A 26,731-nucleotide genomic window follows, 5' to 3' on the forward strand; every position below is an offset into this window, starting at 1 on the left:
GGGCCGACCCCGAGATGCTCAGGGAAGGGTCAGGGGTGTCCCGGATGGTGACCGGGAACGGCGTTCGCGACGATAGGCCCATGACCGAGGACAGCGGCGCGCCGCCGCGGCGGCTCACCCGGGCCCAGGAGGGCCGGCTCATCACGGGAGTGTGCGCCGGTCTCGCGCGGTACACCCGGATCGACCCGGTGGTGTTCCGCGTGGGCTTCGCGCTGCTCGTCCTCACGACCGGGGTCGGCGTCCTGCTGTACGTCTTCGCGTTCCTGCTGATGGGCGCGCCCGACGGCGGCCCCTCGAAGATCGAGCGGTGGGCCCGGCGGCTGTTCGACGGCGACGGCGCGCTGGCGCTGCTCGGCGCGGCCCTGGGCGCCTCGGCGGTGTTCGCGGCCGCGGGCGACTGGGGTTCCCCGGACGCCCTCGCGGCGTTCGTCGTCTTCGCGCTGGCCCTGGTCGTCGCGCGCTCGCGCGGCGTCGACCTCGTGGGACTGACGCGCGGCCTGCCGGAGGCCGCGCGGGGCCGTCCGCTGTCGTCGTGGACTCCTCCGGTCGCCCCCGGCCCCTCCTATCGGGCGCCCGACGGTATGATCGATCTTGCTCGTCTGGCGCGCACGGAACCGCTCGGAACAGAACCGCTCGAGACGGATCCGCCTCCCCCCTCGCCGCCATGGCCCTCGTCCGCCGTTCCGCGTCGGCGTCGGTCCTACCTGACGGCGTGCACTTTGGTGACCGCCCTCCTGGTGGCGGGCGTGCTGTACGCCGCCGGAGATCGGCGACCGGACCTCGGCCGCCTCCAGATCATCATCGCCGGCGCACTCGTCGTGGTGTCGGCCGGTCTTCTCATCGGCTCCTGGTTCGGCCGGGACCGCAAGCTGATCTTCGTTGGAGCGATCATGTCTCTGGCACTCGCATCGAGCTCGATCGCCGGCGATCCGGCCGTCGCGCGAAGAACGCACGCCACGACCTGGCGACTCGCCGACGTGTCGAACGCCGAGCAGTCCCACAAGGTCCTGGTCGGGGAGGGCACGGTCGATCTGACCACGGTGCCGCTGACTCCCGGGCAGCGGGTCCGCGTCACCGCGACCGTGACGCTCGGCGTGCTCATGGTCAGGCTGCCCGCCACGGCGCGGGTCGAGCTGGACGCCCAGTCGTTCCTCGGTGACATCACCGTGGACCGGCAGATCATCGGCGGCCCCCGGGCGAAGGTGAAGCGCGTGCTCGATCCGGAGGCCCCCCCGGTGGGCGCGGCGCCGGTCATCGCGCTGCGACTGCGCGGAAAGGTCGGGGACATGGAGGTCACGCGTGTTCCGGCATAGGTTCGACCCGTCCTCGCTGATCGCGGCGGTGGTGTTCCTCGGCGTCGCCGTGTGCTATCTCGGCGGGCGTCCGCCCGTCTGGGCGGCCCCCGGCGTCGCCGTCGCGCTGGGGATCGTGCTCGTGCTCCGGGGGCTGTTCCGCTCCCGGCGCCACGAACCCTGACGGATCCGCCCCCGCATCGAAGAGAACGATCTGACCGCTCCTGCGCTATACACGCGGTGTATATATTGTGTGTATAGTCGCGCGCATGTCAGTCGCACAGACTCTGCTCGGCCTCCTGGAGTCGGGCCCGCGGTACGGCTACGACCTCAAGCGCGCGTACGACGAACGATTCGGACGGGACCGGCCCCTGCACTACGGGCAGGTCTACTCCACCCTCGCCCGGCTGCTGAAGAACGGGCTCGTAGAGGTGGAGAGCGTCGAGCCGGGCGGCGGCCCCGAGCGCAAGTGCTACACCATCACCGACGCCGGCGTCACCGACGTCGAGCACTGGCTCGCGCAGCCGGAGAAGCCCGAGCCGTACCTGCAGAGCACCCTGTACACCAAAGTGGTGCTGGCCCTGCTGACCGGCCGCGCCGCCGCCGAGGTCCTCGACGCCCAGCGGACGGAGCACCTGCGCCTCATGCGCGAGCTCACCCGCCGCAAGCAGCAGGGGGACCTCGCCGACAAGCTCATCTGCGATCACGCCCTCTTCCACCTCGAAGCGGACCTGCGCTGGCTGGAACTCACCGCCGCGCGGCTCGGCGAGCTCGCGAAGGAGGTGCGCCGGTGAGCCACGCGCTCTTCTCGGAGGCGCCGATGACCGGCGGCCGGCCCGACGCCCCGCCGCTGCTGTACGGCGTCGACCTGCACAAGGCGTTCGGTCCGAGCAGGGCGCTGGACGGCGCCTCGCTGCACATCCGGGCCGGCGAGGTGGTGGCGCTCATGGGCCCGTCCGGATCCGGAAAGTCCACGCTGATGCACTGCATGGCCGGCATCGTGCGACCGGACTCGGGGCGCATCGTCTACCGGAACGACGACCTGACGACCATGTCCGACGCGGACCGCAGCGCGCTCCGCCGCACGGAGTTCGGGTTCATCTTCCAGTTCGGGCAGCTCGTACCGGAGTTGTCGTGCCTGGAGAACGTCGCGCTGGCGCTGCGCCTCGGCGGCGCCCGGCAGCGTGCAGCCGAGGCGAAGGCCGCGGAATGGCTGGAGACGCTGGAGGTGGCCGACGTCGCCGCCAAACGGCCTGGAGAGATCTCCGGCGGCCAGGGCCAGCGGGTCGCGGTGGCCCGAGCGCTCGCGGCCGACCCCAGCGTGATCTTCGCGGACGAGCCGACGGGCGCGCTCGACTCGCTGAACGGCGAGAAGGTGATGGACCTGCTCACCGCGTCCGCCCGGCGGATGGGCACCGCCGTCCTGCTGGTGACCCACGACGCAAGGGTCGCCGCCTACTCGGATCGCGAGGTCGTGGTCCGCGACGGCCGGACGCGGGAAGGCGAGCCCTCGTGAGCCGTCCGCCCCGCAGCGCGGCCTCCGCGGGTCCGCACCGCAGCACGCCCTCCGCGGGTCCGCACCGCAGCGCGGCCTCCGCGCGTTCGCGGCCCGCGGCGCGCCCCTGGTACGCGCGGTGGTCCGGCGACCTCGCGCTCGGTGTCCGGCTGGCGTTCGCGGGCGGACGCTCCGGGTGGAGCAGGATCGCGATGACCGCGGTCGGCGTCGGGCTCGGCGTGATGATGCTCCTGGTCGCCGCTTCGATGCCGACGATGCTCCACGCACGTGGCGAGCGGACCGCGGCGCGCGACTACGGATCGGCGGAGATGTCGAGGCCTTCGGACCGCTCGCTCCTCATCGGTGTGCAGGACACCGACTTCTACGGCAAGTCGATCAGAGGCCGGGTCCTCAGGCCGGAGGGGCCGCGGGCACCGCTCCCGCCCGGGGTGGCGGCGTTCCCGAATCCGGGCGAGATGGTGGTGTCACCGGCGCTGGCGGACCTGCTGTCCTCGCGCGAGGACGCGTTGCTGCGGCCGCGTCTCGGCTACCGCGTCGTCGGCAGGATCGGCCACGCCGGCCTCGGAGGCGCGCAGGAGTACGCCTACTACGCCGGCAGCGACCGGCTCACGTTGCGATCGGGCCTCGTCGTGCGCGTCACGTCGTTCGGCAGCCGCTCCCCCGGCCAGAGTCTCGGCCCGGTGCTGGTGCTGCTCGTGGTGATCGCCTTCGTCGTCCTGCTGCTGCCGGTCGCGGTGTTCATCGGCACGGCCATGCGCTTCGGCGGCGAATCCAGCGACCACAGGCTCGCCGCGCTGCGCCTGATGGGCGCCGACCAGCGCATGGCGCGGCGCTTCGCCGCGGCGGAGGCGCTGCTGGCCTCGGTGTTCGGACTGCTGGTCGGCGCGCTGATGTTCCTGGTCGTCCGGGTGTTCGTCGAGCAGGTCACGGTGTTCGGCGTCGGCTTCTTCACCTCCGACGTCCGGCCCGCGCTCCAGCCCGCGGTGCTGATCGCACTGGCCGTTCCCGTCTCGTCGGTGCTCGTCACCCTCTTCTCCCTGCGGAAGGTGATGATCGAGCCGCTCGGTGTCGTCCGCAGCGCGACTCGTACCCGGCGCCGGCTCTGGTGGCGCCCGATCGTCCCCTTCATCGGCCTCGCCCTGCTGTATCCGCTGCTCCGCGGGGTTCAGCGGCTGGGAAGCTTCAACGAGTACCAGGTCGCGGTGGGGGTGGCGCTGCTGCTCATCGGCATCGCGACCCTGCTGCCGTGGATCGTCGAGGCGGTCGTCGGCCGCCTCGGGAGCGGCGGTGGGCTGTCCTGGCATCTCGCCGTACGCCGGCTGCAACTGGACGGCGGGACCTCCGTGCGCGCCGTCAGCGGCATCGTCGTCGCGGTCGCGGGAGCGATCGCGCTGCAGACGATGTTCACCGGCGTGCGCGGCGACTACGTGCAGGAGACCGGCCAGAACACCTCGCGCGCGCAGGCTCAGGTGACCTTCCGCGGGGCCGTCGACGGTACGCGCGCCGCCGGGGCCGCCGCGCGGCTGGGCTCCGCGCCCGGCGTGCGCGGGGCTCTGGCCAAGGCCACCACGAGCGTGCTCCTCCCGGGCGCTAAGAAGGACGACTCCTGGGTGACGCTGACCGTCGCCGACTGTCCCGCTCTCCGGGAGGTGATCCGGATCGGCCGCTGCGCCGACGGTGACGTCTTCATCGCCGGTCTCGGGAGACGCGCCCCACGGCCGGGCGAGACCGTCCGGGTCGACGCCGACGAGGACACCGGTGGAGGCCGCGGCCCGTCGTGGCGGATCCCCAAGTCCGCGCGCCCGGCGGGGCAGCGGACCAACCCCCTCGGCCAGACCGAGGAGGGCGTCTTCGCCACCCCCTCCGCCGTCGACCCCCGCATCCTCCGGACGGCGCACGTCACCATGCTCGTACGGGTGAACACCGCCGACGGGGACGCCGTGGAGCGGATGCGCAACGCCGTGGCGGCCCTCGATCCGATGGCCGATGTGATGATGCTGACGGGGACTCAGGAGGACAACGGGTTCGGCGCGGTCCGCCGTGGCCTGTTCATCGGCGCGATCGCCGCCCTGCTGGTGATCGGGGCGGTCCTGCTGGTGACGGTGCTGGAACAGATGAAGCAGCGGCGCCGCCTGCTGGCGATGCTCGTCGCCTTCGGCACCCGGCGCTCCGTCCTCAATCGGTCGGTGCTGTGGCAGACCACTGTGCCGATGGTGCTGGGCCTGCTGCTGGCGGTCCCGGCCGGGACCGGTATCGGCGCGCTCCTGCTGAAGATGTCCGAGAAGCCGGTCTCCATCAACTGGGCGGCCGTCACCGGCATCTGCGGCGCCGCCGCCGGCGTGGTGCTCCTGGTGACGGCGTTCAGCCTCCCGACCGTACGGCGCCTGATGGACCCGGAGGGCCTGCGCACCGAGTGAGGCGACCGTACCGCCCGCCGGGACGCGGTCAGGCCGGGGCCGGCGAGGACGACGGTGGCGACACCGAGGACGGCGAGGAGAGGGTCGGGGACTCGGCGGACGGTTCGGCGCCCGTACGCCGGGTCCCCCACCAGACGACGACGATGAAGACGATCAGCCAGACCAGGTTCGCCCAGCGCACGTAGAAGTGCTGGTAGCCGTTCACGCGCACGCCGGGCAGCGTGAACACGCCGAGCATGACGCCCCGGAGGATCAGCATCCAGTCCAGGCGGCGGTAGGACAGCAGCGCCAGGACCGGCAGCAGCATGGCGTCGTACCAGGGGTACTGCAGCGGCGAGACCAGGGTGGTGCCGAACGCCAGCACCGCCACGGGCAGCACGTCGAGCGGGAGCCGCCGCGTCTCGTCGGACGGCCGCCGCCACAGCGCGAACGGCAGGCCGGACCGCCACCACAGGAAGGCCGTCAGCGCGACCGCGAGCGCCCCCATCCACAGCGTGTACAGGCCGTGGTGGGTCAGGATGTACTCCGGGACCGGCAGGTACCGGTCCTTCTTGCGGCCGAGGCGGGCGTTCAGCGAGTTCAGCGCGGCCGGCCCGGCGAGCAGGTAGCCGCCGCCGGCGACCAGCAGGAGACCCACGGCACTGGCCGCCGCGCGCCGGAACCGCGCCGGGGACAGCCACGCGGCGACGACCAGCCCGACCGCGGGGAACAGGAACGACGCCTTGACGGCGACCGCCGCCCCGCCCAGCACCCCGCCCGCGAACGCCGAGCGCCGCGCCGCGTACAGGGCGGCGACCAGGAAGAACACCGCGAAGGCGTCCGCGTGCCCGCTGCCCACCATCCAGAACAGGATCAGCGGGTTCGCCGTCCACAGGAGGCAGGCCCGGAGCCGGCGCACCGGGTCGGGGCCGGTCATCCGGTGCAGGATCACCCCGGTGCCGACGAACGCGGCCGCGTTGGCCCACTTGAGCAGGAAGATGATCCGCGCCATCGAGTTCCCGCCGAAGTGCGCGGCGAGCCACTGGATGAACGTCATGATCGGCCCGTACACCGTGGGAACCCGCTGCCAGCCGCTGGGCATCAGCAGGCCGACCGGGTCGCCGGTGTGCGCCAGCCGCAGCGGGGTCGTGACGTACGGGTCCCGGCCCAGGTCGGCGATCCGCCCGTAGATCGCGTAGTTCATCATGTCGACGGAGCCGGCGGGCGGCAGCATCGCGTACACGCAGGCGACGACGGCACCGGCGATCAGCAGCCGCCGGGGGCTCACCCACACGCCCCCGCGCAGGGCGTACAGCCCGGCCAGCACTCCGGCGCCCGCGGTCACCGCCGCGATCCACGTCAGGGTCGTGACCGTCCCCGAGGACGGGGTTCCGCCGAATGTCAGGAACGGCCAGGTCGGTCCGAAGTACGGCACGGCCGCCGAGGTGCCGAGCACCATCGCCGCGCCCATCGCGACGATGCTCACCCCCAGCATCACCCAGGAAAAGACGCGGGACATGTGACATGACCGTAAGGGCGGAATATCGGAGTTGCAGCGGGTCGGAGACGGTGTTCACCGAACGCTCATCTGAGGGTCGCGTGCGCGCCGACCGCGTGAACCGGACGGCCGTGCGAAGGCCGATCGCGAGCGCCGGACCGCCGCCGCGTACGCCCGCGCGTACCGGCCGATCACGAGCGCCGGGCCGGACCGCCGCGTACGCCGGTCTAGACGGTCGCGTGGAGGCTGACGGCGTACGCCGGGCCGGGGTTCACGAGCTCACGCGGATGCCCCGCGCCGTACACGCGGATCCGGTTCGCCCGTACGGCGCGCTCCGCGACCCCGTGATCGGTGATCGTGCGCTCCGACAGCTCCCCGGCGAGCACCGCCAGCACGTCGGCGACGGGGGCGGCGCGGTGCCCGGGCGGCCACGCGGACAGCCAGACCTCCGCCTCGCCGAGCAGCCGCACGGGCACGCCGTCGAAGCGGGCGAGGTGCCACCAGTCGCCGGGGCTGGCGGCGAGCTCACGGACGAGCCCGGCCAGGCGGCCGACCGTGACGGTCGGACGGGTGGAGAACGGGCTGTCGGCGCCCTGCATGGTCAAATCCGGGATGACGGAAAGGTTCACCGGGAAGTCCTTCGGTGGCGCGGCGGCGTGCCGCAGGCTGACGGTCGGCTGGAACGGGATCAGCGACAACAACACGAAGGACACAGCGCGGCGACCGCGTGGCGAGAGGCCACGTGGGCGGTCGTCATCCGGCGCGCTGGCATGGCATCAAGTGTGCAGGTCACTGGCGTTCCGCGTCAAACGCCGCGCGGCCCGTACGGCTGCGTCCCAGGTGGAACCGGCGTTTCGGCCCCGCCGCGGGCGGCGCGCGGGCCGTCGGCGCGTCCTCCGCGCCGACGCGGAAGCTCCGATGAAGGCGACCCGGTCTCAGCCGAGCGCGTGTTCGAGCCGGTGCGGCATCTTCCAGCCTTCGGCGAGCCGTGAGGGGTGGATGTTCTCCCCGCCGCCGAAGAACTCGCAGAACTTCATGATCAGCGGATCCCACCGCAGCGGATCGACGTAGTGCGTCCCCGGAATGATCAGCTCTTCCTCGACGTGGGCGCGGAGGACCCGCACCTGGAAGGCCGTCGCCCGCAGGTCCGGGCCCTCCAACGGGTGGATCGCCTCGACCTCGCACTCCAGTTGAATCGGGCACTCCTGGACGCGCGGCGCCCGGACCAGATCGGCGGGCTGCTCGGTGAGCCCGGCCGCCCCGAACTTGTCCCGCTCGGACCGGTAGCCGCGTTCCCGCTTGAACTCCGTGACCTCGGGCGTTCCCGTGAGCAGCGCGATCCGGTCGACGGCGTCGACCATCGAGGAAGGGACCAGGTTCAGCACGCACTCGCGTTCCCGGCGCAGGTTCGCCGTGGTCTGGCCGCTGTTGCCGAGGCCCAGCAGGCAGCGGTCGCCCAGCCACCAGGCGGACGACATCGGCGCGAGGTTCGGCGACCCGTCCTCGTTCCGCGAGCCGATCAGGACCACCGGGGTCCCGAAGTACAGCACTTTCAACTCGGCCACCTGGTGCATGCTCCCCGTCCTCACGTCGTCGCGATCACCGTCGGGACGACCCTGCCTTCTCTCGCCGGCCACCGCTGGCAGGAATTCGACCTGTGGTTCGCGGCGCAGCACGAAAAGGGGATGACTCTGGCGAATCACCTGGCCCCCGGGAGGTGTTCTCCTGGGGCCGTCTACTCCCAGGAGAATTCGTCTTCCGTGAGTAGACGGCACGAAACGCGATGGGTCACCCGGCGAGCGAATGCGGTACCGCCGCCACCGCTCTCGACGGCCCCGGGGACCTGTCGCTGGGTCGGCGACAACGACACGAAGGACACAGCGCGGCGAGAGGCCACGTGGGCGGTCGTCATCCGGCGCGCTGGCATGGCAACAAGTGCGCAGGTCACCGGCGTTCCGCGTCAAACGCCGCGCGGCCCGCAAGGCCGGCCGCGAGTCCAGGCCGAAGTAGTACCGGAAGTCGTAGACCAGCGGGCTCCAGCGGGCCGGATCGACATGGGAGGTGCCGGGCACGACGATGTCGGCCGCAGCGTGCACCCGCAGCACCCTCGCCTCGGCGATGGAACGTCAGGTCGGCCAGGGTCCGCCGTACCCCAGGAGGGCTCGCGGGGCGTGCGCCTCCCCGAGGAGCGCTCCGAGGGTGAGCTCGGCGGCGAGTGCGGTGGCACCGGCGAGGGTCGCGCTGTCGCCGAGCGAGCCCACGGTGATGTCGATGTCCAGCCCACGGCGTCGTACCTCCTGCTCGATCACCGGAAGGAGGATGGCGTTCTGCCCGACCCCGCCGCCGAGCACGATCGCCCCCGGGTCGGCGACGGCCGCCAGGACCACGGCGAGATAGGCGATCCCCCGGGCCTCGGCGCGTACGACCTCCGCCGCGACGGGATCCGTCTCCACGTTGCGGAACACCTCCTTCACGGAGATGCCGGAGTCCGTTCCCGCGCGGGCGGCGTAGCGCGCGAGGATGCCGGAGACGCTCAAGGCGTCCTCGGCGTCGGCGAACTCCGGGCCGTCGGTGAAGGGCGACGGAAGCCGGCGGAGCTCCCCCGCCTCTCCCTTCTCGCCACGCAGCAGGCTTCCCCGCGTGACGATCCCCGCCCCGATCCCGACGCCGATCTGCAGGTAGGCGAAGTCGCTGTGACGCGTCGCCCGGCCGTGGCGGAGCTCGCCCAGGGCCGCGCAGTTAACGTTGTTCTCCAGGTAGAGAGGAACGTCTCCCGGGATGCCGAGGCGGGCTGCGATGGACGCCAGGTCGCCGTGGTCATCGATTCCGGCGGCCTGCCAGTCCGTCAGCGCGGGCACGGCCCGCGACAACGCAACGCCCGCGGCCTGCACTCTGCCGTGCTCGGCCTCCGTCTTCGTGATGAAGGCGTCGATGGGATCGCCGGCGAACTGTGAGAGATCCGTGTTCGCGCTCTGAGACAGGGCCGGTACGGAGACCTCCGTCTCCACCAGGAGCCTTCCGCGCAGGGTCGTGGCCGCGAGGCGGAGGTGAGTGGAGCCCAGGTCCACGCCGAGCAGCCACCCCGCGTCCGAGGCCAGATCGTAGACGGACGCCGAACGGCCGGTGTGTCCCTGCTGGGAGGTGACGACCTCGACCAGCCGGTGATCTTCGAGCTCGCTTATGGCGAGGGAGATGGTCTGCTTCGACAGACCGGTCGCCTGGCTGAGAGCCGGACGGCTGGAAGGTCCGAGCTCCAGCAGAGCGGCGAGGGCCTTGCTGGCACTCTCCGACAGGTTCCTGCGCGCCACCCATCCTCCTTCAGCCGGTCCTGTTCCCGGCGCGTCGATCCTCCGGGTCCGGTCTTGAAACGGTTAGTTCGTTCGGTTACCGTACCAACATTAGTTCGTCCATCGGCCGAACTAACCCTATCCCCTCGAGTCGAAGCATCGATTGGATCATGGAATTCTCCTCCACCTTCGCCCACATCCCCACCTCGCTCGCGGAACTCTCGACCCGGCCCCTGCCCGACGCCGCAGCCCGGCTCGTCGCCGGTGCCCGACAGTTCCGGATCGTGGCCATGGGAGGCTCGTACAACGCGGCCTGTGCCGCTGTCGAGTACTTCCTCGGCCTCGGCATCGACGCCCGCGCCGAGCTCGCCTCCCACCTCGTTCATTCGAGCTCACGCACGGTCAGCAGCGACGAGGTCGTCGTCCTGGTGTCCTACAGCGGCACCAGCATCGAGACGATCAGGGCCGCGGAGACCCTCCGCGCCACCGGCCACGGCCGCGTCATCTGCATCACCAACGAGCCGACGAGCCCCCTCGCGCTCCTGTGCGACGTCGTCATCGACCAGCGGCTGACCGAGGAGACGCACGTTCCGTACGGACCGTTCGCGACCACGTACACGACGCTGTGCAAGCTCGCCGCGGCCGCGGACGGCACCGCCCCGCCTGACTTCTCCTCCGCAGGCCCCGCGGCCGCCGCCGCCCTCGACTCCCTCGACTCGATCACCGCCCTGCATCCCGCCGCCCCGGCGTACGCCGAGTTCTTCGGCCGGGGCGCGTACGCGGCGACGGCGGTCCAGGCCACTTTGATCACCCGGGAGATCGCTCGCGTGCCCGCCGCCGGGTGGGAGTCGAGCACCTACCGTCACGGCCCGATCGAGGCCATCTCCCCCCGCCAGTTGTCCGTCGTCTTCGCCGCCCGTGACGGCGGCGCCGCTCGCCTGGACGCGTCGTTCGCCCGCGCCCTCCGCGCCATCACCCCCGACGTCCTCGTCGTCGGCCCGGACGACGCCGACGTCCCGCTGGCCACCGACGACACGGTCGGCCCGCTCGTCGCGCTCACCGTCGTGGCCATCCTGGCCTACCACTGGGGCGAGACGGCGGGGATCCCCGCCGGACAGTTCCGCTACACCTCTCACTCGATCACCGATGAGGACGACCTCCATGTCGGGTGAGCACGGCGTGGCGTACGCCGGTGTCGACGTGGGCGGCACCAAGATCGCCGCGGGTTATCTCGACGAGGCCGGCAGGCCGGTGAGCGTCGGCACCGAGCCGACCACGCCGGGCGGCGGCACCGCGAACCTCGCCGCCATCGAGCGGCTGCTCGCGCACCCCGCGCTGCGCGGCGCCGAGACCGTGGGCCTCTCCGTCGCGACGACGCTGAACGCCGACGCGACCCTGCGCGATCCGCGCGGGTGGTTCGGCTGGACCGGCATCGACCCCGGCGAGCGTCTGAGCACGGCCGGCCGGTCGGTCGTCACCGTCGCGGACGCCGAGGCCGGGGCCATGGGAGAACTCGTTCGCGGGGCCGGCGCCGGCAGCCGTCACCTGTTGTACGTCACGGTCGGGACCGGTGTCGCCCACTGCTTCGTCCACCAGGGCGAACCCCTGGCGGGGGCGCACCGCTCCGCGTACTTCAGCGGGTACACCTCACCGGCCCGCTGTCCCTGGCCGCCGCTCTGCGACGAGTCCACCGTCGAGGACATCTCCTCGGGGTCGGCGATCGCGCGAGCGTGGTCGGGCGATCCCCGCCACGACGCGCGCGAGGTCTTCCGCGCCGCCGGGAACGGTGACGAGCGGGCGACGACCGTGATCGACCATGCGGCCTGGCACCTGGGCGCACTCGTCGCCGACCTCATCATGATCTACGACCCGGACATCGTGGTCATCGGCGGCGGACTCGGCACCGGCGCCGACGCGTACCGGGAATCGGCGGTCCAGACCGCGCGCCGGCGCATCGTCCCGGAGCACGCCCGCGACGTGCCCATCGTGCCCGCGGCGCTCGACGGGATGTCGTGCTGGGTCGGCGCTCTGGAACTCGCGCGCGGAGGCGCCACACCCTCCGCGCCGGGCGGACGGGATGTCCTCGCATGACGGCCGCGCCGTCGCGTGCCGCGAGATCGGAGGACATGCAGGTCGTCAAGCTGCGGCACTGGGGACGCCTGGCCGGGGCGATCGTGGCGGTCGCGGTCGTCGCCGCCCTGCTCTACGTGCTCGTCACCAGCCCCAACGTGGACTGGGGAACCGTCGGGTCCTATCTCGGTGATCCGGCGATCCTGAGCGGTGTCCTGGTGACGCTCGAACTGACCGTGCTGGCCATGGTCATCGGCATCCTGCTCGGCACGCTCCTCGCCGTGATGCGCCTGTCGAAGAACCCCGTCCTCCGTACGGTGAGCGCGGGATACGTGTGGTTCATCCGGAGCATCCCCCAGCTGGTCCAGATCCTGTTCTGGTACAACATCGCGCTGTTCATACCGGTGATCGCGATCGGCGGCATGAGGGTCTCGACGAACCACGTCGTCACCCCGATCGTGGCCGCGACCCTCGGTCTCGGCCTGAACGAGGCGGCGTACATGTCGGAGATCGTCCGGGCCGGGATCCTCTCGATCGACCGCGGCCAGACCGAGGCGGCGTCCGCTCTCGGCTACCGGCCCGGCCAGATCATGGGACGGATCGTCCTCCCCCAGGCCATGCGGGTCATCATCCCGCCCACCAGCAACGAGGTCATCGGGATGCTGAAGGCCACGTCTCTCGTCTCGGTCATCGGGGCGGCGGACCTCCTCACCCACGCCCAGTCGATCTCGTCGGCGAACTTCAAGGTCATCGAACTGCTGCTGGTCGCCAGCTTCTGGTACATCGTCGCGACCACGGTCGCGAGCATCGGGCAGCACTACCTGGAGAAGAGGTACCGGTGGAGCGTCGCACCCGGAGGCGGCCGCTCGTTCCTCAGCCGGCTGACCGGCCGTCGGCCGGTGGTACGTCCGGAGAAGACCGCATGACCGGCCGGAACGAGGAGACCCGCGGAACGGCCTCCCCGATGGTCGAGGCGATCGGGGTACGGAAGAGCTACGGGAACGTCGAGGTGCTGTCCGGCGTCGACTTCGTGGCCAACGCCGGTGAGGTGACCTGCATCCTCGGCCCGTCCGGCGGTGGGAAGTCGACCTTCCTGCGGTGCATCAACCACCTGGAGCGCATCGACGGAGGCGCCCTCTACGTGGACGGCGAACTCGTCGGGTACCGCCGGCAGGGAAACCGGCTGTACGAGATGAAGGAACGCGAGACCGCCGAGCGCCGGTCCCGCATCGGCATGGTGTTCCAGCAGTTCAACCTGTTCGCGCACATGACCGTGCTCACGAACGCCATCGACCCTCAGGTGCGTGTCAAGGGCCGGCCCGTTCAGGAGGCCCGTCGCCGCGCGGAGGAACTGCTCGAACGGGTCGGCCTCGCCGAGAAGCGGGACATGTACCCGAGACAGCTCTCCGGTGGGCAGCAGCAGCGCGCGGCGATCGCCCGGGCCCTCGCCATGGACCCCGACCTGATGCTCTTCGACGAGCCGACCTCGGCGCTCGACCCCGAACTCGTCGGCGAGGTCCTCGCCGTCATGAAGGACCTCGCCCGATCCGGCATGACCATGATCGTCGTCACGCACGAGATGAGCTTCGCGCGTGAGGTCGCCGATCGCGTCGCTTTCTTCGACGGCGGCCTGCTCGTCGAGAGCGGAGCGCCGGGCGAATTCTTCTCCAATCCCCGAACCGAGCGTGCCCGCGCTTTCTTGAGAAGGGTAATGTAATGGCCCTGTCGTCAAATCGCCCATTGTTCCTGGGAGCCCTGGCGGTCGCCGGTGCCGTGGCGCTCGGTGCCTGCTCCTCGGGTGGCGGATCATCGGCATCGACCTCGACCGCCGCCGGCGGCGCCGTCGCGGCGTCGGGCTGCACCGTCGCGGGCGTGAAGGTGGACGCCAATCCCGCGCTCAAGGCGAAACTGCCTGCGGCGATCCGCGATTCCGGCCAGTTGACGGTCGCGACCGCGGGCGACTCCCCGCCGTACACCTACAAGGACAGCAACGGCCGGCTCACCGGTCTGGAGATCGACATGGCCCGGGCCCTCGGCTGCCGGCTGGGCATGAAGATCGCGTTCCGGACGATCGGCTTCTCCGGGATCCTCACTGGAATTCAGGCCGGCCGGTTCACCATGGGAATGTCCACCATCAGCGACACATCGGAACGCGAAAAGGTGCTGAACTTCGTCAGTTACCAGACGGAGGGCACCGCGATCATCGTACCCAAGGGCAATCCTGATTCGGTCACCTCGCTCAACGGGCTGTGCGGCCATTCCGTCGCCGTCACACAGGGCAGCATCTCCCAGCAGCTCATCGCCAAGCAGAGCGCGCGGTGCTCTTCCGCGATCAAGGTGACCCCGCTTCCGACCGCGGCCGAAGGTTACCTCGCCGTACGGAACGGCCGGGCCGACGCGTTCCTCGACACCTTCGGAACCGCCGTCTACACGAGCAAGCACGGTTCTGGAACGGGCCGCGGCCTGCAAGTCGTCACCCAGAAGCGCTACGGCGTCGGATACCAGGCGGTCGCGCTGCCCAAGAACGCGGACGGCACGACGCTGACGCACGTCATCGCCGACACGTTCGACGAACTCATCACGTCGGGCGCCTACGGGGCCCTGTACCAGCAGGCGGGCCTGACCCAGAACGAACTCCCCAAGGTGGCCATCAACGACGCCGCCAAGTACGAGGGCACCTTCCTCGACATCAACTGAAGACCGACGGCGAGGCCCGCTCACCCCGGTGCCCGGGCCTCGCCGCCTGCGCGGCGTCTTATGGCGGACCCGAACCAGCTTAAAGCGGCTCAAAGCACCGGGCGGGCCCGCTTTTCACCGAGCGGGTCGCCCGGCTCCGCCGGGCGACCCGGGCCCTGGCGCGTGTACCGAGGGCTCTTTGTCCGAATATTGGTCCATGAGCGATCAGCCCGATGCCTTCTACCTGCCTGCCGGCGACGACGTCTACGAGCCGACAGGCGCCACCGAGAGCCCCTGGGACGGCGCCGCGCAGCACGGCGGGCCCCCGACCGCGCTGCTGGCCCACGTCATCGACGCCACCGTCGGACCCGGCATGCGCCTGGCACGGGTCTCGGTGGACTTCCTCGGCCCCATCCCCCGCCGCCCGGCCCGCGTCGAGGTCACCACGCTGCGGCCCGGCCGGCAGATCCGTCTCACCGAGGCGCACCTGGTCGTCGACGGCAAAGCGGCGGTGACCGCCCGCACCTGGCACATCGCGACGGGCCCGACTCCCCCGGTGAAGACCGAACGGGTCGCGCCGCCGCCGATCCCGCAGGACCCGGACGACTGGCACTCGCTGCTCGATCTGCCCGACTGGGGCTATGGCCAGGCCATCGAATGGCGGTTCATCCGCGGCGGCCGCGAGCCGCTCGGCCTCGCCGAGGTCTGGACCCGCGTGCGCATCCCGTTGATCGCCGGCCAGAAGCTCACCGGCCTGGCCCGCGCGCTGATCGTCGCCGACGCCGCCAACGGGCTGTCGGCGACGCTGCCCATCCAGCAGTGGCTGTCCATCCCGCCCACCATGACCACCACGCTGCTGCGCCATCCCGACGGCGAATGGGTGCACATGGACTGCCGCACCCACCTGGCCGACGACGGCCTGGGCCTCACCCACGCCACCCTGTCCGACCTCGACGGCCACCTCGGCGACGTGAATCAGCCCCTCCTGGTCCGCCAACGCTGATTCCGCCCGGACATGTGAAATCCCCCGCCCTTGGCTCCGGTGAACAAGGGCGGGGGACGTCGGGGGGAAACGACGCCTATCCGGTGCCGCTCACGTCACTCGGCGGTGAGCGCGGGGTCGCGGCGGAAGGCGAGGGCGGCGGCGACGCAGGCGACGGGGAGCGCCGGGATGACGTAGCGATAGTCGAACTCGGCGGTGGTCGGCGGCACCACGATGGCGGCCACCGCCACCGCCCACGGCAGTAGCGCCGCCCAGCGGCGGCGCACCAGCGCGACGAGGCCCGCCAGCAGGATCACGCCGAACATCGCGCCGCGTACGAAGAAGAAACGCTGGTAGACCTGCATGATCGAGGCGTACGGCCGGACGACGTGCGTGTTCAGGTGTCCGGGAGCGTACGCGCGCATCCGGGCCGCCGCCGTGGCCGACGGCTGCGGCGGGTGGGCCTGGAAGAGGTAGTAGTCGTACGTGTCGGGGTCCGGGAACGGCGGGTGGTGCCACCGGAACGTCCGCAGCAGGTCGGAGGTCACGGTCTCGGCGTAGTCGCCGGGCTGGGCCATGATCGCCCGCTGGGCGAAGTCGCCCGCCCGGCCCTCGACGTCGGGGGTGAACTTGCGCTCGCCGAGCCGGTGGAACGGCGAGATGCGGCCCCAGATGTAGAACTGCGACCGTTCCCGCTCGGCGGGCGGCGTGCTGATGCACAGCGGCAGTTCCTCGACCGGCGGCTTGATCTTGCGGCAGTCGGCGAACGACATGGTCCTGCTGTAGAGGAAGATCCCCGTGCTGTACGTCAGCGCGAACCGGTGCGTACGGGAGGAGAACCACCCCGCGTACAGCACGACCGGCAGCAGCCCGGCGACGAGGCCGGCGGCGATGGCGCGACGCCCCGCCCGGCGTACGGCCAGCCAGGCGAGGGTGAGGACGAGGATCGGGAGGCCCACCGAGCGGGTGACCGTCGCGAGGCCGACGAGCAGGCAGACCACGGCCAGCCGCCGGGTGCTCGGCGCCTTGTCCCACAGCGCGAGCGTCACCGCCAGCGTCAGCAGGAAGGTGAACAGCGTGTCGGACATGATCAGGTGCTCGAGCTGGACGCCGAAGGCGTCGAACAGCGCGGGCACCGCGGCCACGGACGCCGCCCAGCCGGGCAGTCCGAACCGGTGCCGCAGCAGCGCGTACACCAGCACCCCGACGGCGACGCCCATGGCGTGCTGGACGAGGACGACGAGGGTCAGGCTGTGGAACGGGGACAGCAGCCAGAGGAACAGGGAGTACCCGCTGGGCCGGATGAGGTTCGGCGTGAGGGTCAATGCCCCGCTGACATAGTCGTACGAGTCGGGGAACCACATCGCGCCCCGGTAGCCGAGCATCGTGACCAGGCGGAGCGCGACGGCCGGCGCGAGGACGGCGAGGATGACGCGGTGCCGGCGGGCGAACGCCAGGCCGCGGCTCAGGCGGCCGGGAGCCTCCCCGTCCGCCACCACCGGGCCAGGATCATCGGCGACGCGCTCCTCGAGACTCGTCACGACCCCTCCGTTCGAACGTGACGGAACACCACGATCCCACCGCTTTGATCGATTTGTCGGAAACTTCGTGGCGAAAGCCTGGTCAGCGCCTCTCACATCTCACACGGCGGGCCGGTGACGACCCGGTCGACGGACAGGATGCGGTCAGGAGCTTTCGCGGTCCTCCGGACCGGCCGCCCGTCAAAGCTCGTCGATCTCATTTCGCATCTTCGCATTCTCCTCGCCGGTCCACCCGAATTCCGCGCCGGGCACCGCCCTGCGGTCAGGTCCCGGGCGGCGAGAGCAGCGCGTCGAAGGCGCGTTCGAGGCGGGCCGTGAGGTCCGCGGGATCGGTCTCGGTGAGCGCGGTGCTCTGGATGACGGCGCGCATCAGCCAGAACCCGGCGATCAGCGAGTTCGCGAGTGCCGCGCGTCGCTCGGGGTCCGGCCCGTCGAGGAGCTCGGCGAGGCGGTGCCCGGCGTGCCGTTCCGTGCCGGCTCTCATGATCTCCGCAGCCCGCGGATTGGGGGCCGAGCGCAGCAGGAGCAGGAACGGATCGAGGGTCTCGGCGTCCGGATCCGTTCGTTCCACGAGCCGCCGGGCGAGGGTCGCCGCCAGGGATGCGGAGTCCTCGGAGATCACGGTCGCCGGGGCGAATGAGGCGTCGACGGCCTCGGCGAAGAGTTTCTCCTTTGAACCGAAGTAGCGGTTGACCAGCATCGCCGTCACTCCCGCGTCGCGGGCGATCTCGCGGACCCCGACGCCGTCGTAGCCGTGCCTGGTGAACGCCCTGATCGCCGAGTCGAGGATCGCGTTCCGCGTGGCGGCGGCGTTGCGCTGTCGCTTGGGGCCGGTGGTCTCCGGCCGTCTCTGATCGTTCACAGGGCAAGCGTATACGCCTGTAGACATGCGTCCCCCAAAAGGTCTACAGTCGTAGACATCGGTCGCGGGACCGATGTCCACGACTCTGCGAAACGCGGGTGAACCCATGGATCTGAAACTGTCCGGCAAGCGTGTGCTGATCACCGGGTCCAGCTCCGGCCTCGGCGAGGCGATGGCCCTGCTGCTCGGCGCGGAGGGCGCCGAGGTCGTCGTGCATGGCCGGGACGAGACGCGCGCGAAGTCCGTCGCCGCGGCGATCGTCGAAGCGGGCGGCAGGGCCGGATACGCCATCGGCGACCTCACCACGGATGCGGGCGCCGACGCGGTGGCCGGTGCGGCCCTGGAGGGCGGCCCGATCGACGTCCTGGTCAACAACGCCGGGTCCTATGAGCATCTGTCGTGGACGGACGCGACTCCCGAGGACTGGCGCGCGACCTACGAGGCGAACGTCATCTCCGGGGTCCGGATGATCCAGCGCCTGGTGCCCCGGATGCGGGAACGCGGCTGGGGGCGAGTGATCACGATCGGCGGCGGCCTGGCGATCCAGCCGATGAACACCCACCCGCAGTACAACGCCACCCTGGCCGCACGCCACAACCTCGCGGTATCGCTCGCCCGTGAGCTGAAGGGCACCGGCGTGACCTCCAATGTGGTCGGCCCGGGAGCGATCCTGGTCGAGGCCGTGAAGAACCTGCTCACCCGGACCGCGCCGGAACGCGGCTGGGGCGAGGACTGGGAGGACATCGAACGAGCGGCGAGCGAGCAGCTCGTGCCCAACGACACCGGGCGCATGGGCCGGCCGGAGGAGATCGCCTCGGCCGTCGCCTTCCTCGCGAGCCCCTTGGCCGACTACATCAGCGGAGCGACCCTCCGGGTCGACGGCGGAACCGTTCGCAGCGTGCAGTAGGCCGGCAGGACGCCGCCCTGCGAAGAGCCGCGCGTCCCCGGCCGTGCGGTGGGCCGGCGCCCCGGCCGTGTGGGGGGCCGGGCCCCGGCGTTCACCGTACGGCCGAGGCGGGGTCAACCAATGGCCAGGTTTCGTTTCACCTCTGGCCTTCCCGGCATTCCGGGCTTACGTTGACAACACGCAACGCCTCCTGCCACTGGAGCAAGCGATGTCGCGAAGCCGTACGCAGCGCACCAGACGATCTGCCGCCAAGATCCGCCGCAAGCACCGCGAAGGCGCCCGGCGCGGCCACAAGGTGAACACGCACCACCAGTTCAACCAGGGCTGACGCCCGAGCACCACCCCGTGCACCGGGAGCCGGCGCACGGCCGGCGTCCGCCGTTCCATCGCGCGTACGCGGCCGGGTGCCGTCTCGGTACACCCGCAGGGCCGTCGCTCCGGCACCTGCGGGGCGCCGCTCCGGCACGCCCGTGCGGCCTCCCGGGCACGGCCTGCCCGATATCCGAGTACGCACCCCGGGAGGAACGTATGCCGCGCGTGTCGGTGGAGGTCGACGGCGTGAGATACGACGACGACGTCGAGCCACGCCTCTTGCTCGCCCACTATCTTCGCGACCGGCTGGGCAAGGTGGGCACCCCGATCGGCTGCGACACGTCGAACTGCGGCGCCTGCACCGTCCTGATGGACGGCCTCAGCGTCAAGAGCTGCTCCGTCCTCGCCGTACAGGCGGACGGACACGAGATCACCACCATCGAGGGCCTGGGCGACGGGCGGAACCTGCACCCGATGCAGCGCGCGTTCCACGAGGAGCACGCCCTGCAGTGCGGCTACTGCACCCCCGGCATGATCATGGCCTCGCTCGACCTGCTGCGCGAGAACGCCGACCCCTCCGACGAGGAGATCCGCGCCGGGCTCGAGGGCAACCTGTGCCGCTGCACCGGCTACCAGAACATCGTCCGCGCCGTCCGCCGGGCCGCGAACGACATGCGCCAAAGCGACCAGGCCGAGGAGGCACACCGGTGAGCGAGCGGAGCGAGCGAATCGGAGGCACAGCGCGCCTGGTCACTCCTCCGACGAAGGAGGCCTCATGAGCGAGATAGCCCCGGAGGCCGTCGCCGAGCAGGTCACCCCGGGCACGCCCGACGCGAAGTCGGAGGTGGGCCGCGCCCGCCGGCGTACGGAGGACGCCCGGCTGATCACCGGGCGCACCACCTGGACCGACAACATCCAGCTGCCCGGTCTGCTGCACGTCGCGTTCCTGCGCAGCCCCATCAGCCACGCCCGGATCGGCCGGATCGACGCGGAGGCCGCCCGCGCCCGGCCCGGCGTGATCGCCGTCTTCACCGGGGCCGACCTCGCCGACGAGCAGGGCAGCCTGCCATGCGCGTGGCCGGTCACTGACGACATGGTCCTGCCCGACCACCCGCCGATCGCCGTCGACGAGGTGCGCTACGTCGGCGAGCCGGTGGCCGTCGTCGTGGCCCGGGACCGGTACGCCGCGGTGGACGCGCTGGAGGCCGTCGACGTCGACTACGAGCCGCTGCCCGCCGTCGTCGACATGGAGCGCGCGGTCGAGGAGGGCGCCGACCTCGTCCACGCCGACAAGGGCACCAACAAGAGCTACACCTGGGTCTTCGAGGCCGGCGAGCCGGACGCGGCGTTCCGGGACGCGCCCGTGGTGATCGAGCGCCGGTACGTCCAGCAGCGGCTGATCCCGACCGCGATGGAGCCCCGCGCGGTGGTCTGCTCGGCCGTCGGCGACGAGTACACCCTGTGGTCGGCGACGCAGATCCCGCACATCCTGCGGCTGATGCTCGCCACGGTCACCGGCATCCCCGAGCACAGGTTGCGGGTCGTCGCGCCCGACGTCGGCGGCGGGTTCGGTTCAAAGCTGCAGGTGTACGGCGAGGAGGTCGTCTGCCTGCTGCTGGCCCGGCGGCTCGGCCGCCCGGTGAAGTGGACCGAGTCCCGCAGCGAGGGGAACATGGCCGTGCACCACGGCCGCGACCAGATCCAGCGGCTCTCGCTCGCCGCCGACCGCGACGGCCGGATCCGCGGGCTGAAGGTCGACCTGCTCGCCGACATGGGCGCCTACCTCATGCTGGTCACGCCCGGCGTGCCGCTGCTCGGCGCGTTCATGTTCAACGGCATCTACAAGATGGACGCCTACTCCTTCACCTGCACCGGCGTGTTCACGAACAAGACGCCGACCGACGCGTACCGGGGCGCGGGCCGGCCGGAGGCGACGTTCGGCATCGAGCGGCTGATGGACGAGCTCGCGAACGAGCTGGGCCTGGACCCCATCGAAGTGCGCCGGCGCAACTGGATCCGGCACGAGGAGTTCCCCTACGACACGATCTCCGGGCTGACGTACGACTCCGGCAACTACGAGGCCGCCACCGAGAAGGCCCTGCGGCTGTTCGAGTACGACAAGCTGCGCGCCGAGCAGGCCGACCGGCGGGACCGCGGCGACCCCGTCCAGCTGGGCATCGGCGTGTCGACGTTCACCGAGATGTGCGGGCTGGCGCCGTCACGGGTCCTGGGCTCCCTGTCGTACGGCGCGGGCGGCTGGGAGCACGCCTCCGTACGGGTGCTGCCGTCCGGCAAGGTCGAGGTCGTCACCGGGTCGTCCGCGCACGGGCAGGGGCACGAGACCGCGTGGGCGCAGATCGCCGCCGACCGGCTCGGCGTGCCGTTCGAGGACGTCCGGGTGCTGCACGGTGACACCAGCGTCTCGCCGAAGGGCATGGACACGTACGGCTCGCGGTCCCTCGCCGTCGGCGGGGTCGCGCTGTTCAACGCCTGCGACAAGGTGATCGACAAGGCGCGCCGGATGGCCGCGCACCTGCTGGAGGCCGACGAGGGCGACATCGAGTTCTCCGGCGGGTCGTTCGCGGTGAAGGGCGTGCCGGGCCAGGCCCGTACGCTGCAGGAGGTGGCGCTGGCCGCGTTCGCGGCGCACGACCTGCCCGAGGGGTTCGAGCCGTCCCTGGACTCCGAGGCCACCCACGATCCGGAGAACTTCTCGTTCCCGCACGGCACGCACCTGTGCGCCGCCGAGGTCGACACCGAGACGGGGTTCGTGAAGCTCCGCTCGTACGTCGCCGTCGACGACGTCGGGAAGGTCGTCAACCCGCTGATCGTCGAGGGCCAGGTGCACGGCGGGCTGGCGCAGGGCATCGCGCAGGCGCTGTACGAGGAGGCGGTGTACGACGACGACGGGAACCTGACGACGACCACGATGGCCGACTACCTGGTGCCCTCGGCGGCGGACCTGCCGACGTTCACGACCGACCGTACGGAGACCCCGGCGACCACGAACCCGCTGGGCGTCAAGGGGGTCGGCGAGGCGGGCACGATCGCCTCGACACCGGCGGTCGTCAACGCGATCGTCGACGCCCTGCGCCCGTACGGGGTCGACGACGTGCCCATGCCCTGCACGCCCGAACGGGTCTGGCGGGCGCTGACCGAGGCCCGGCGCGGCGCCGCGCCGCCCGGAGGATCACCCGAACCCGGCGCGGGCGGCGGCCTCGGCTCCGCGGGAGGTGCGGCATGATCCCGGCGACCTTCGACTACGTACGGCCGTCCTCGCTGAGCGACGCGGTCGCCGCCCTGCGCGAGGCGGATGAGGAGGGCAAGGTCATCGCGGGCGGGCAGAGCCTGATGCCGCTGCTCCGGCTCCGGCTGGCCTACCCCGAGGTCCTCGTCGACGTCTCCGGCCTGCCGGAGCTGCGCGGCATACGCGACGAGGGGGACTCCCTGCTCATCGGGGCGATGACCACCCACTACGAGGTGATCCGCGACCCGCTGGTCCAGGCGCACGCGCCGCTGCTCGCCGCGGCCACCGCCACGGTCGCCGATCCGGCGGTCCGCCATCGGGGCACGCTCGGCGGCTCGCTCGCGCACGCCGACCCGGCCGGTGACCTGCCGGCCGTGGTGCTGGCGATGGACGGCGTGGTCGTGACGTCGGCGCGGGAGATCCCGGTCCGCGACTTCTTCACCGACTACCTGACGTCGGCGCTGGAGCCGGACGAGATCCTCCTGGGCGTACGCCTGCCGAAGGCGTACACCGGCTGGGGCCACCATTACGAGAAGTTCCACCGTACGGCGCAGGCGTGGGCGATCGTCGGCGTCGCGTGCCTCGTCCGGCGCGTGAACGGCGAGATCGCCGAGGCTCGCATCGGCCTGACCAACATGGGCCCGACGCCCGTCCGGGCCCACGCCGTCGAGACGGCCGTCGCCGACGGGCCGGCGTCCCGCCAGGCGTTCCAGGCGGCGGCGCACGACGCCCCGGACGGTACCAGCCCGCCGAGCGACCTGCACGGCTCGGCCGAGTACCGGCGGCACCTCGCCCAGGTCCTGACCGCCCGCGCCCTCGCGGCGGCCGCGGGCGCCTGACACTGCCGTGTCCGCCCCGCCCGCCTCGGGTACGCACCGCACGGCGCCTGAGGCGGGTCAGGCGGCGGACCACACCATCACCCCCTTTTCAGTGGCGTACGCGGTGAACTCGGTCGTAATGTCACCGCAGACCGCCGAACACGAGGAGGCAGCGCATGGAACTCGACCACGAGTTCACCGTTCCGGTGCCGGTGGACCAGGCGTGGCGGGTACTGCTCGACGTCGAGCGGATCGCGCCCTGCATGCCGGGGGCGACGCTGGACGCGGCCGAGACCGACGAGTTCACCGGCCGGCTGAAAGTGCGTCTCGGCGCGATGACCGTGACCTACCGGGGCACGGCCCGCATCGCCTCCCGCGACGAAGAGGCCCGCACCGTGGTGATCGAGGCGTCCGGCAAGGAGGCCCGGGGACCGGGCACCGCCTCCGCCACGGTCCAGGCACGGCTGAACGAGGACGACGGCCGGACGCGCGTCACCGTGCACACCAAGCTGAACGTCACCGGCCGGCCCGCGCAGTTCGGCCGGGGCATCCTGGCCGAGGTCGGCGGCCGGCTGATCGGCAGGTTCGCCGACAACCTCGCCGCCGAACTGGCCGCCGAGCCCGAGGAGACGGAGGGCACCGGCGCACCGGCCGAGGCCAGGGCCGAGGAGGAGGCCGCGAGCGCGGCCATCTCCGAGGAGGCCGTCGGCACCGCCGCGGAGAAGGAGAGCGGCACCGCCGCGGCATCCCCGGCCGAGGCGACCGAACCGGCCGGACCGGCTGAAGCGACCGAACAGGCGCAGGCCGCCCCAGAGCCGGTGACGGCCGCCCGGCCCGCCGAGCCGCCGGCCCGTCGCGAGGCGGCACCGGCCCGGCGGGAGGCGGAGCCGATCGACCTGCTGCAGGTGGCCGGCCCGTCCGTTGTCAAGCGGGTCGCCCCGGTGGCCGCCGCGCTGGTCCTGCTCTGGACGGTGTGGCGTCTCATCCGGCGGCGTCGCTGACCTCACGCCGTCGCGATCGCCGCCGCGCGTAGCGGCCTAACGGTCGCCCAGGGCGGTCACGGTGGGCAACCGGACTCGCCAGCGGCGGGCGTGTACGGACGCGCGGACCGCCTGGGCGAGCAACGCGAAGTCGTCGGCGCGCGGACTCGTACGCCGATAGATGATCCCTATCCGGCGGTACGGCGCGGGATCGCCGAACCGGGTGACGGAGAGACGCTCCGCGCGGCGCGTCTCGACCGGCAGCGCCGACTCGGGCACCAGCGTCACGCCGAGCCCGCCGGACACCAGTTGCACGAGCGTGGCGAGGCTCGTGGCGTACGTCGCGTCGCCGGGCCTCGCGCCGGCCTCCCGGCAGATCTCCAGGGCCTGATCCCGCAGGCAGTGGCCCTCGTTCAGCAGCAGCACGTCGAGGTCGCGGACGACGTCCCTGCCCACCGGCCCGGCGCCGAGCCCGTACGACTCGGGCGCGAGCAGGACGAAGTCCTCCTCGTACAGCGGGAGTTCGGCGAACCCCTCGTCGGCCGGGAGCGCCAGGATCGCGACCTCGAGCCGGCCGGCCCGCAGCTCCTCCACCAGGTCGCGTGTCTGCTGCTCACGTACGGCGAGCCGCAGGTCGGGGTACGCGCGCGCGAGGCCGGGCAGCACGACCGGCAGGAGGTACGGCGCGACGGTCGGGATGACCCCGAGGTTCAGCGGGCCGCTCAACGGGCGGCGCGGCGCGGACACCTCCTCGACCAGGCCGTCGAGCTCGGCCAGGACCCGCTCGGCGCGGCGGGCGACACGCTCGCCCTCGGGGGTGAGCAGCACGCGCCGGGTCGTTCGCTCGACCAGGCGGGCGTTCAGCGTCTCCTCCAGGGCGGCGACCGCGCCGGACAGCGCGGGCTGACTCAACCGGAGCGCCGCCGCGGCCTCCCGGAAGTGCAGGTGCTCCGCCAGGGCGAGAAACGCGCGAAGCTGGGCGACGGTGGGGCGGCTGATAGTAATCTCCTATCGAAATCCTTCGGGGGAGCCGATTTCGCAGATCAACGATACCTAAGGCACCCTGGGAGTCATCCAACACCCGTCTGGCAAGGAGGCCTACGAGTGCTCACGGTCGGTGACCAGTTCCCGGAGTACGATCTCACCGCATGCGTCTCGCTCGACCCGGAGAACGCGTTCGAGCGGATCAACCACAAGTCCTACGACGGCAAGTGGCGCGTCGTGTTCTTCTGGCCCAAGGACTTCACCTTCGTCTGCCCGACGGAGATCGCGGAGTTCGGCCGGCTGAACGAGGACTTCGCGGACCGGGACGCGCAGGTGCTCGGCGTGTCCATCGACTCGGAGTACGTCCACCACGCCTGGCGCAAGGACCACCCGGACCTGCGCGAGCTGCCGTTCCCGATGCTGTCGGACGTCAAGCGCGAGCTGACCTCGGAGCTCGGCATCCTCACCGACGAGGGCGTGGCCCAGCGCGCGACCTTCATCGTCGACCCGAACAACGAGATCCAGTTCACGATGGTGACCGCGGGCTCGGTCGGCCGCAACGTCAAGGAGGTCCTGCGGGTCCTCGACGCGCTGCAGTCCGACGAGCTCTGCCCCTGCAACTGGAACAAGGGCGAGTCGACGCTCGACGCCAAGAAGCTGATGGCGGGCGTCTGATCGACCGACCGGCCGGCCGCTGACCTCGCGGCCGGCCGTCGTCTTGACGGGGCTTGCGGGGGCGAGCCCCGTCAGCCCGTCTTCGAAGCATCTGGAGGATGACATGAGTGGTGTCGACACCCTGAAGAGCGCCCTTCCGGCGTACGCCAAGGACCTCAAGCTGAACCTCGGGTCGGTGACGTCCACGTCGCAGCTGTCGGAGCAGCAGCTGTGGGGCGCGGTCCTGGCCGGCGCGATGGCGACCCGCAGTGCGCAGGTGATCGCGGCGCTGGCGGAGGACGCCGCCGAGCACCTGTCCGCGGAGGCGTTCCAGGCGGCCAAGGCCGCCGCGGCCATCATGGCGATGAACAACGTCTACTACCGCTCGACCCACCTCATCGAGGACGAGACGTACGCCACGCTGCCGGCGAAGCTGCGGATGAGCGTGATCGGGAACCCGGGCGTCGAGAAGGCCGACTTCGAGCTGTGGTGCCTCACCGTCTCGGCGATCAACGGCTGCGGCCGCTGCCTGGACTCCCACGAGAAGACGCTGCGCGAGCAGGGCTTCTCGCGGGAGCTGGTGCAGGAGGGCCTGCGCATCGCCGCCGTCGTGAACGGGGTCGCCGCCACCCTCGACGCCGAGGGCGTGCTCACCCCGGCGTGACCCACGGCCGGCCGCGGCCCGGCGGCCGGTCAGCAGGCGCCGGGC

Annotated in this window: 25 protein-coding genes; 18 read left to right on the plus strand and 7 right to left on the minus strand. The window is 71.6% G+C overall.

Features of this window, described 5'->3' with window-relative positions; translation table 11 throughout:
• The first annotated feature begins 80 nt into the window (after positions 1-80).
• The 5 genes from NDW01_RS13415 to NDW01_RS13435 all read left to right on the plus strand — a co-directional run bounded on the left by NDW01_RS13415 (position 81) and on the right by NDW01_RS13435 (position 5,225).
• Positions 81-1,313: a PspC domain-containing protein gene (locus tag NDW01_RS13415; RefSeq protein ID WP_252820374.1), complete on the plus strand. Its 1,233-nt coding sequence runs from the start codon at positions 81-83 to the stop codon at positions 1,311-1,313.
• On the plus strand, positions 1,300-1,476 hold the full coding sequence (locus tag NDW01_RS13420; RefSeq protein WP_252820376.1) for a hypothetical protein: 177 nt from the start codon (positions 1,300-1,302) through the stop codon (positions 1,474-1,476). Before NDW01_RS13415 ends, NDW01_RS13420 begins: the two co-directional genes overlap by 14 nt.
• Positions 1,477-1,561: 85 nt before the next feature.
• Positions 1,562-2,086, plus strand: coding sequence for a PadR family transcriptional regulator (locus NDW01_RS13425; protein ID WP_252820378.1), 525 nt, complete (start codon positions 1,562-1,564; stop codon positions 2,084-2,086).
• 26 nt (positions 2,087-2,112) lie between these two features.
• Positions 2,113-2,808 carry an ABC transporter ATP-binding protein gene (locus tag NDW01_RS13430; protein WP_252820669.1) on the plus strand — a complete coding sequence of 232 codons (696 nt, stop codon included), beginning with the start codon at positions 2,113-2,115 and terminating at the stop codon, positions 2,806-2,808.
• Positions 2,805-5,225, plus strand: a complete 2,421-nt coding sequence (locus NDW01_RS13435) for an ABC transporter permease (RefSeq protein WP_252820380.1) — start codon at positions 2,805-2,807, stop codon at positions 5,223-5,225. Before NDW01_RS13430 ends, NDW01_RS13435 begins: the two co-directional genes overlap by 4 nt.
• 28 nt (positions 5,226-5,253) lie before the next feature.
• Here NDW01_RS13435 and NDW01_RS13440 read toward each other — a convergent pair whose 3' ends face one another.
• From NDW01_RS13440 to NDW01_RS13455, 4 genes are all read right to left on the minus strand, one after another.
• The gene (locus NDW01_RS13440; RefSeq protein WP_252820382.1) at positions 5,254-6,723 is read right to left on the minus strand and encodes a hypothetical protein; all 1,470 of its coding nucleotides are present in this window, start codon (positions 6,721-6,723) and stop codon (positions 5,254-5,256) included.
• A 206-nt stretch (positions 6,724-6,929) separates the two neighbouring features.
• The gene (locus tag NDW01_RS13445; RefSeq protein WP_252820384.1) at positions 6,930-7,415 is read right to left on the minus strand and encodes a cupin domain-containing protein; all 486 of its coding nucleotides are present in this window, start codon (positions 7,413-7,415) and stop codon (positions 6,930-6,932) included.
• 222 nt (positions 7,416-7,637) lie between these two features.
• Positions 7,638-8,276: a flavin reductase family protein gene (locus tag NDW01_RS13450; protein ID WP_406567720.1), complete on the minus strand. Its 639-nt coding sequence runs from the start codon at positions 8,274-8,276 to the stop codon at positions 7,638-7,640.
• Between the two features lie 552 nt (positions 8,277-8,828).
• Positions 8,829-10,010, minus strand: a complete 1,182-nt coding sequence (locus tag NDW01_RS13455; RefSeq protein WP_252820388.1) for an ROK family transcriptional regulator — start codon at positions 10,008-10,010, stop codon at positions 8,829-8,831.
• A 149-nt stretch (positions 10,011-10,159) separates the two neighbouring features.
• Between NDW01_RS13455 and NDW01_RS13460 the strand changes: the two genes are divergently transcribed.
• The 6 genes from NDW01_RS13460 to NDW01_RS13485 all read left to right on the plus strand — a co-directional run bounded on the left by NDW01_RS13460 (position 10,160) and on the right by NDW01_RS13485 (position 15,738).
• Positions 10,160-11,161, plus strand: a complete 1,002-nt coding sequence (locus NDW01_RS13460) for an SIS domain-containing protein (protein ID WP_252820390.1) — start codon at positions 10,160-10,162, stop codon at positions 11,159-11,161.
• Positions 11,151-12,080 carry an ROK family protein gene (locus NDW01_RS13465; RefSeq protein WP_252820392.1) on the plus strand — a complete coding sequence of 310 codons (930 nt, stop codon included), beginning with the start codon at positions 11,151-11,153 and terminating at the stop codon, positions 12,078-12,080. Before NDW01_RS13460 ends, NDW01_RS13465 begins: the two co-directional genes overlap by 11 nt.
• A gap of 35 nt (positions 12,081-12,115) precedes the next feature.
• Positions 12,116-12,985, plus strand: coding sequence for an amino acid ABC transporter permease (locus NDW01_RS13470; RefSeq protein WP_252820393.1), 870 nt, complete (start codon positions 12,116-12,118; stop codon positions 12,983-12,985).
• Positions 12,982-13,776 carry an amino acid ABC transporter ATP-binding protein gene (locus tag NDW01_RS13475; protein WP_305883777.1) on the plus strand — a complete coding sequence of 265 codons (795 nt, stop codon included), beginning with the start codon at positions 12,982-12,984 and terminating at the stop codon, positions 13,774-13,776. Before NDW01_RS13470 ends, NDW01_RS13475 begins: the two co-directional genes overlap by 4 nt.
• Before the next feature lie 23 nt (positions 13,777-13,799).
• Positions 13,800-14,756, plus strand: a complete 957-nt coding sequence (locus NDW01_RS13480) for an ABC transporter substrate-binding protein (protein WP_252820396.1) — start codon at positions 13,800-13,802, stop codon at positions 14,754-14,756.
• Positions 14,757-14,952: 196 nt separating this feature from the next.
• Positions 14,953-15,738, plus strand: a complete 786-nt coding sequence (locus NDW01_RS13485; RefSeq protein ID WP_252820398.1) for a thioesterase family protein — start codon at positions 14,953-14,955, stop codon at positions 15,736-15,738.
• 95 nt (positions 15,739-15,833) lie between these two features.
• Here the strand turns inward: NDW01_RS13485 and NDW01_RS13490 are convergent, their stop codons facing one another.
• Positions 15,834-17,258, minus strand: coding sequence for a hypothetical protein (locus NDW01_RS13490; protein ID WP_252820400.1), 1,425 nt, complete (start codon positions 17,256-17,258; stop codon positions 15,834-15,836).
• 262 nt (positions 17,259-17,520) lie between these two features.
• The gene (locus NDW01_RS13495; RefSeq protein ID WP_252820402.1) at positions 17,521-18,120 is read right to left on the minus strand and encodes a TetR/AcrR family transcriptional regulator; all 600 of its coding nucleotides are present in this window, start codon (positions 18,118-18,120) and stop codon (positions 17,521-17,523) included.
• A gap of 106 nt (positions 18,121-18,226) precedes the next feature.
• On the opposite strand from NDW01_RS13495, the gene NDW01_RS13500 reads away from it, so the two are divergent.
• From NDW01_RS13500 to NDW01_RS13520, 5 genes are all read left to right on the plus strand, one after another.
• Entirely contained in the window at positions 18,227-19,027 is an 801-nt protein-coding gene (locus tag NDW01_RS13500) for an SDR family NAD(P)-dependent oxidoreductase (protein WP_252820404.1), read from the plus strand.
• Between the two features lie 528 nt (positions 19,028-19,555).
• The gene (locus tag NDW01_RS13505; protein ID WP_252820407.1) at positions 19,556-20,050 is read left to right on the plus strand and encodes a (2Fe-2S)-binding protein; all 495 of its coding nucleotides are present in this window, start codon (positions 19,556-19,558) and stop codon (positions 20,048-20,050) included.
• Between the two features lie 64 nt (positions 20,051-20,114).
• Positions 20,115-22,583: a xanthine dehydrogenase family protein molybdopterin-binding subunit gene (locus tag NDW01_RS13510; protein ID WP_252820408.1), complete on the plus strand. Its 2,469-nt coding sequence runs from the start codon at positions 20,115-20,117 to the stop codon at positions 22,581-22,583.
• Positions 22,580-23,425, plus strand: a complete 846-nt coding sequence (locus tag NDW01_RS13515) for an FAD binding domain-containing protein (protein ID WP_252820410.1) — start codon at positions 22,580-22,582, stop codon at positions 23,423-23,425. The genes NDW01_RS13510 and NDW01_RS13515 overlap by 4 nt, the downstream gene beginning before the upstream one ends.
• A 155-nt stretch (positions 23,426-23,580) precedes the next feature.
• A complete protein-coding gene (locus tag NDW01_RS13520; protein WP_252820412.1) occupies positions 23,581-24,405 on the plus strand; it encodes an SRPBCC family protein in 825 nt (274 codons plus the stop codon).
• 36 nt (positions 24,406-24,441) lie between these two features.
• Here NDW01_RS13520 and NDW01_RS13525 read toward each other — a convergent pair whose 3' ends face one another.
• Positions 24,442-25,389: a hydrogen peroxide-inducible genes activator gene (locus NDW01_RS13525; protein ID WP_252820673.1), complete on the minus strand. Its 948-nt coding sequence runs from the start codon at positions 25,387-25,389 to the stop codon at positions 24,442-24,444.
• A gap of 99 nt (positions 25,390-25,488) precedes the next feature.
• Here NDW01_RS13525 and NDW01_RS13530 point away from each other — a divergent pair, with 99 nt between their 5' ends.
• Both NDW01_RS13530 and NDW01_RS13535 read left to right on the plus strand, forming a co-directional pair.
• The gene (locus NDW01_RS13530; protein WP_252785770.1) at positions 25,489-26,043 is read left to right on the plus strand and encodes a peroxiredoxin; all 555 of its coding nucleotides are present in this window, start codon (positions 25,489-25,491) and stop codon (positions 26,041-26,043) included.
• Between the two features lie 103 nt (positions 26,044-26,146).
• Positions 26,147-26,686, plus strand: a complete 540-nt coding sequence (locus tag NDW01_RS13535) for a carboxymuconolactone decarboxylase family protein (RefSeq protein ID WP_252820414.1) — start codon at positions 26,147-26,149, stop codon at positions 26,684-26,686.
• The last annotated feature ends 45 nt before the right edge of the window (positions 26,687-26,731 follow it).

The sequence above is a fragment of the Actinoallomurus soli genome, from assembly GCF_024055715.1.
GTDB lineage: Bacteria > Actinomycetota > Actinomycetes > Streptosporangiales > Streptosporangiaceae > Actinoallomurus > Actinoallomurus soli.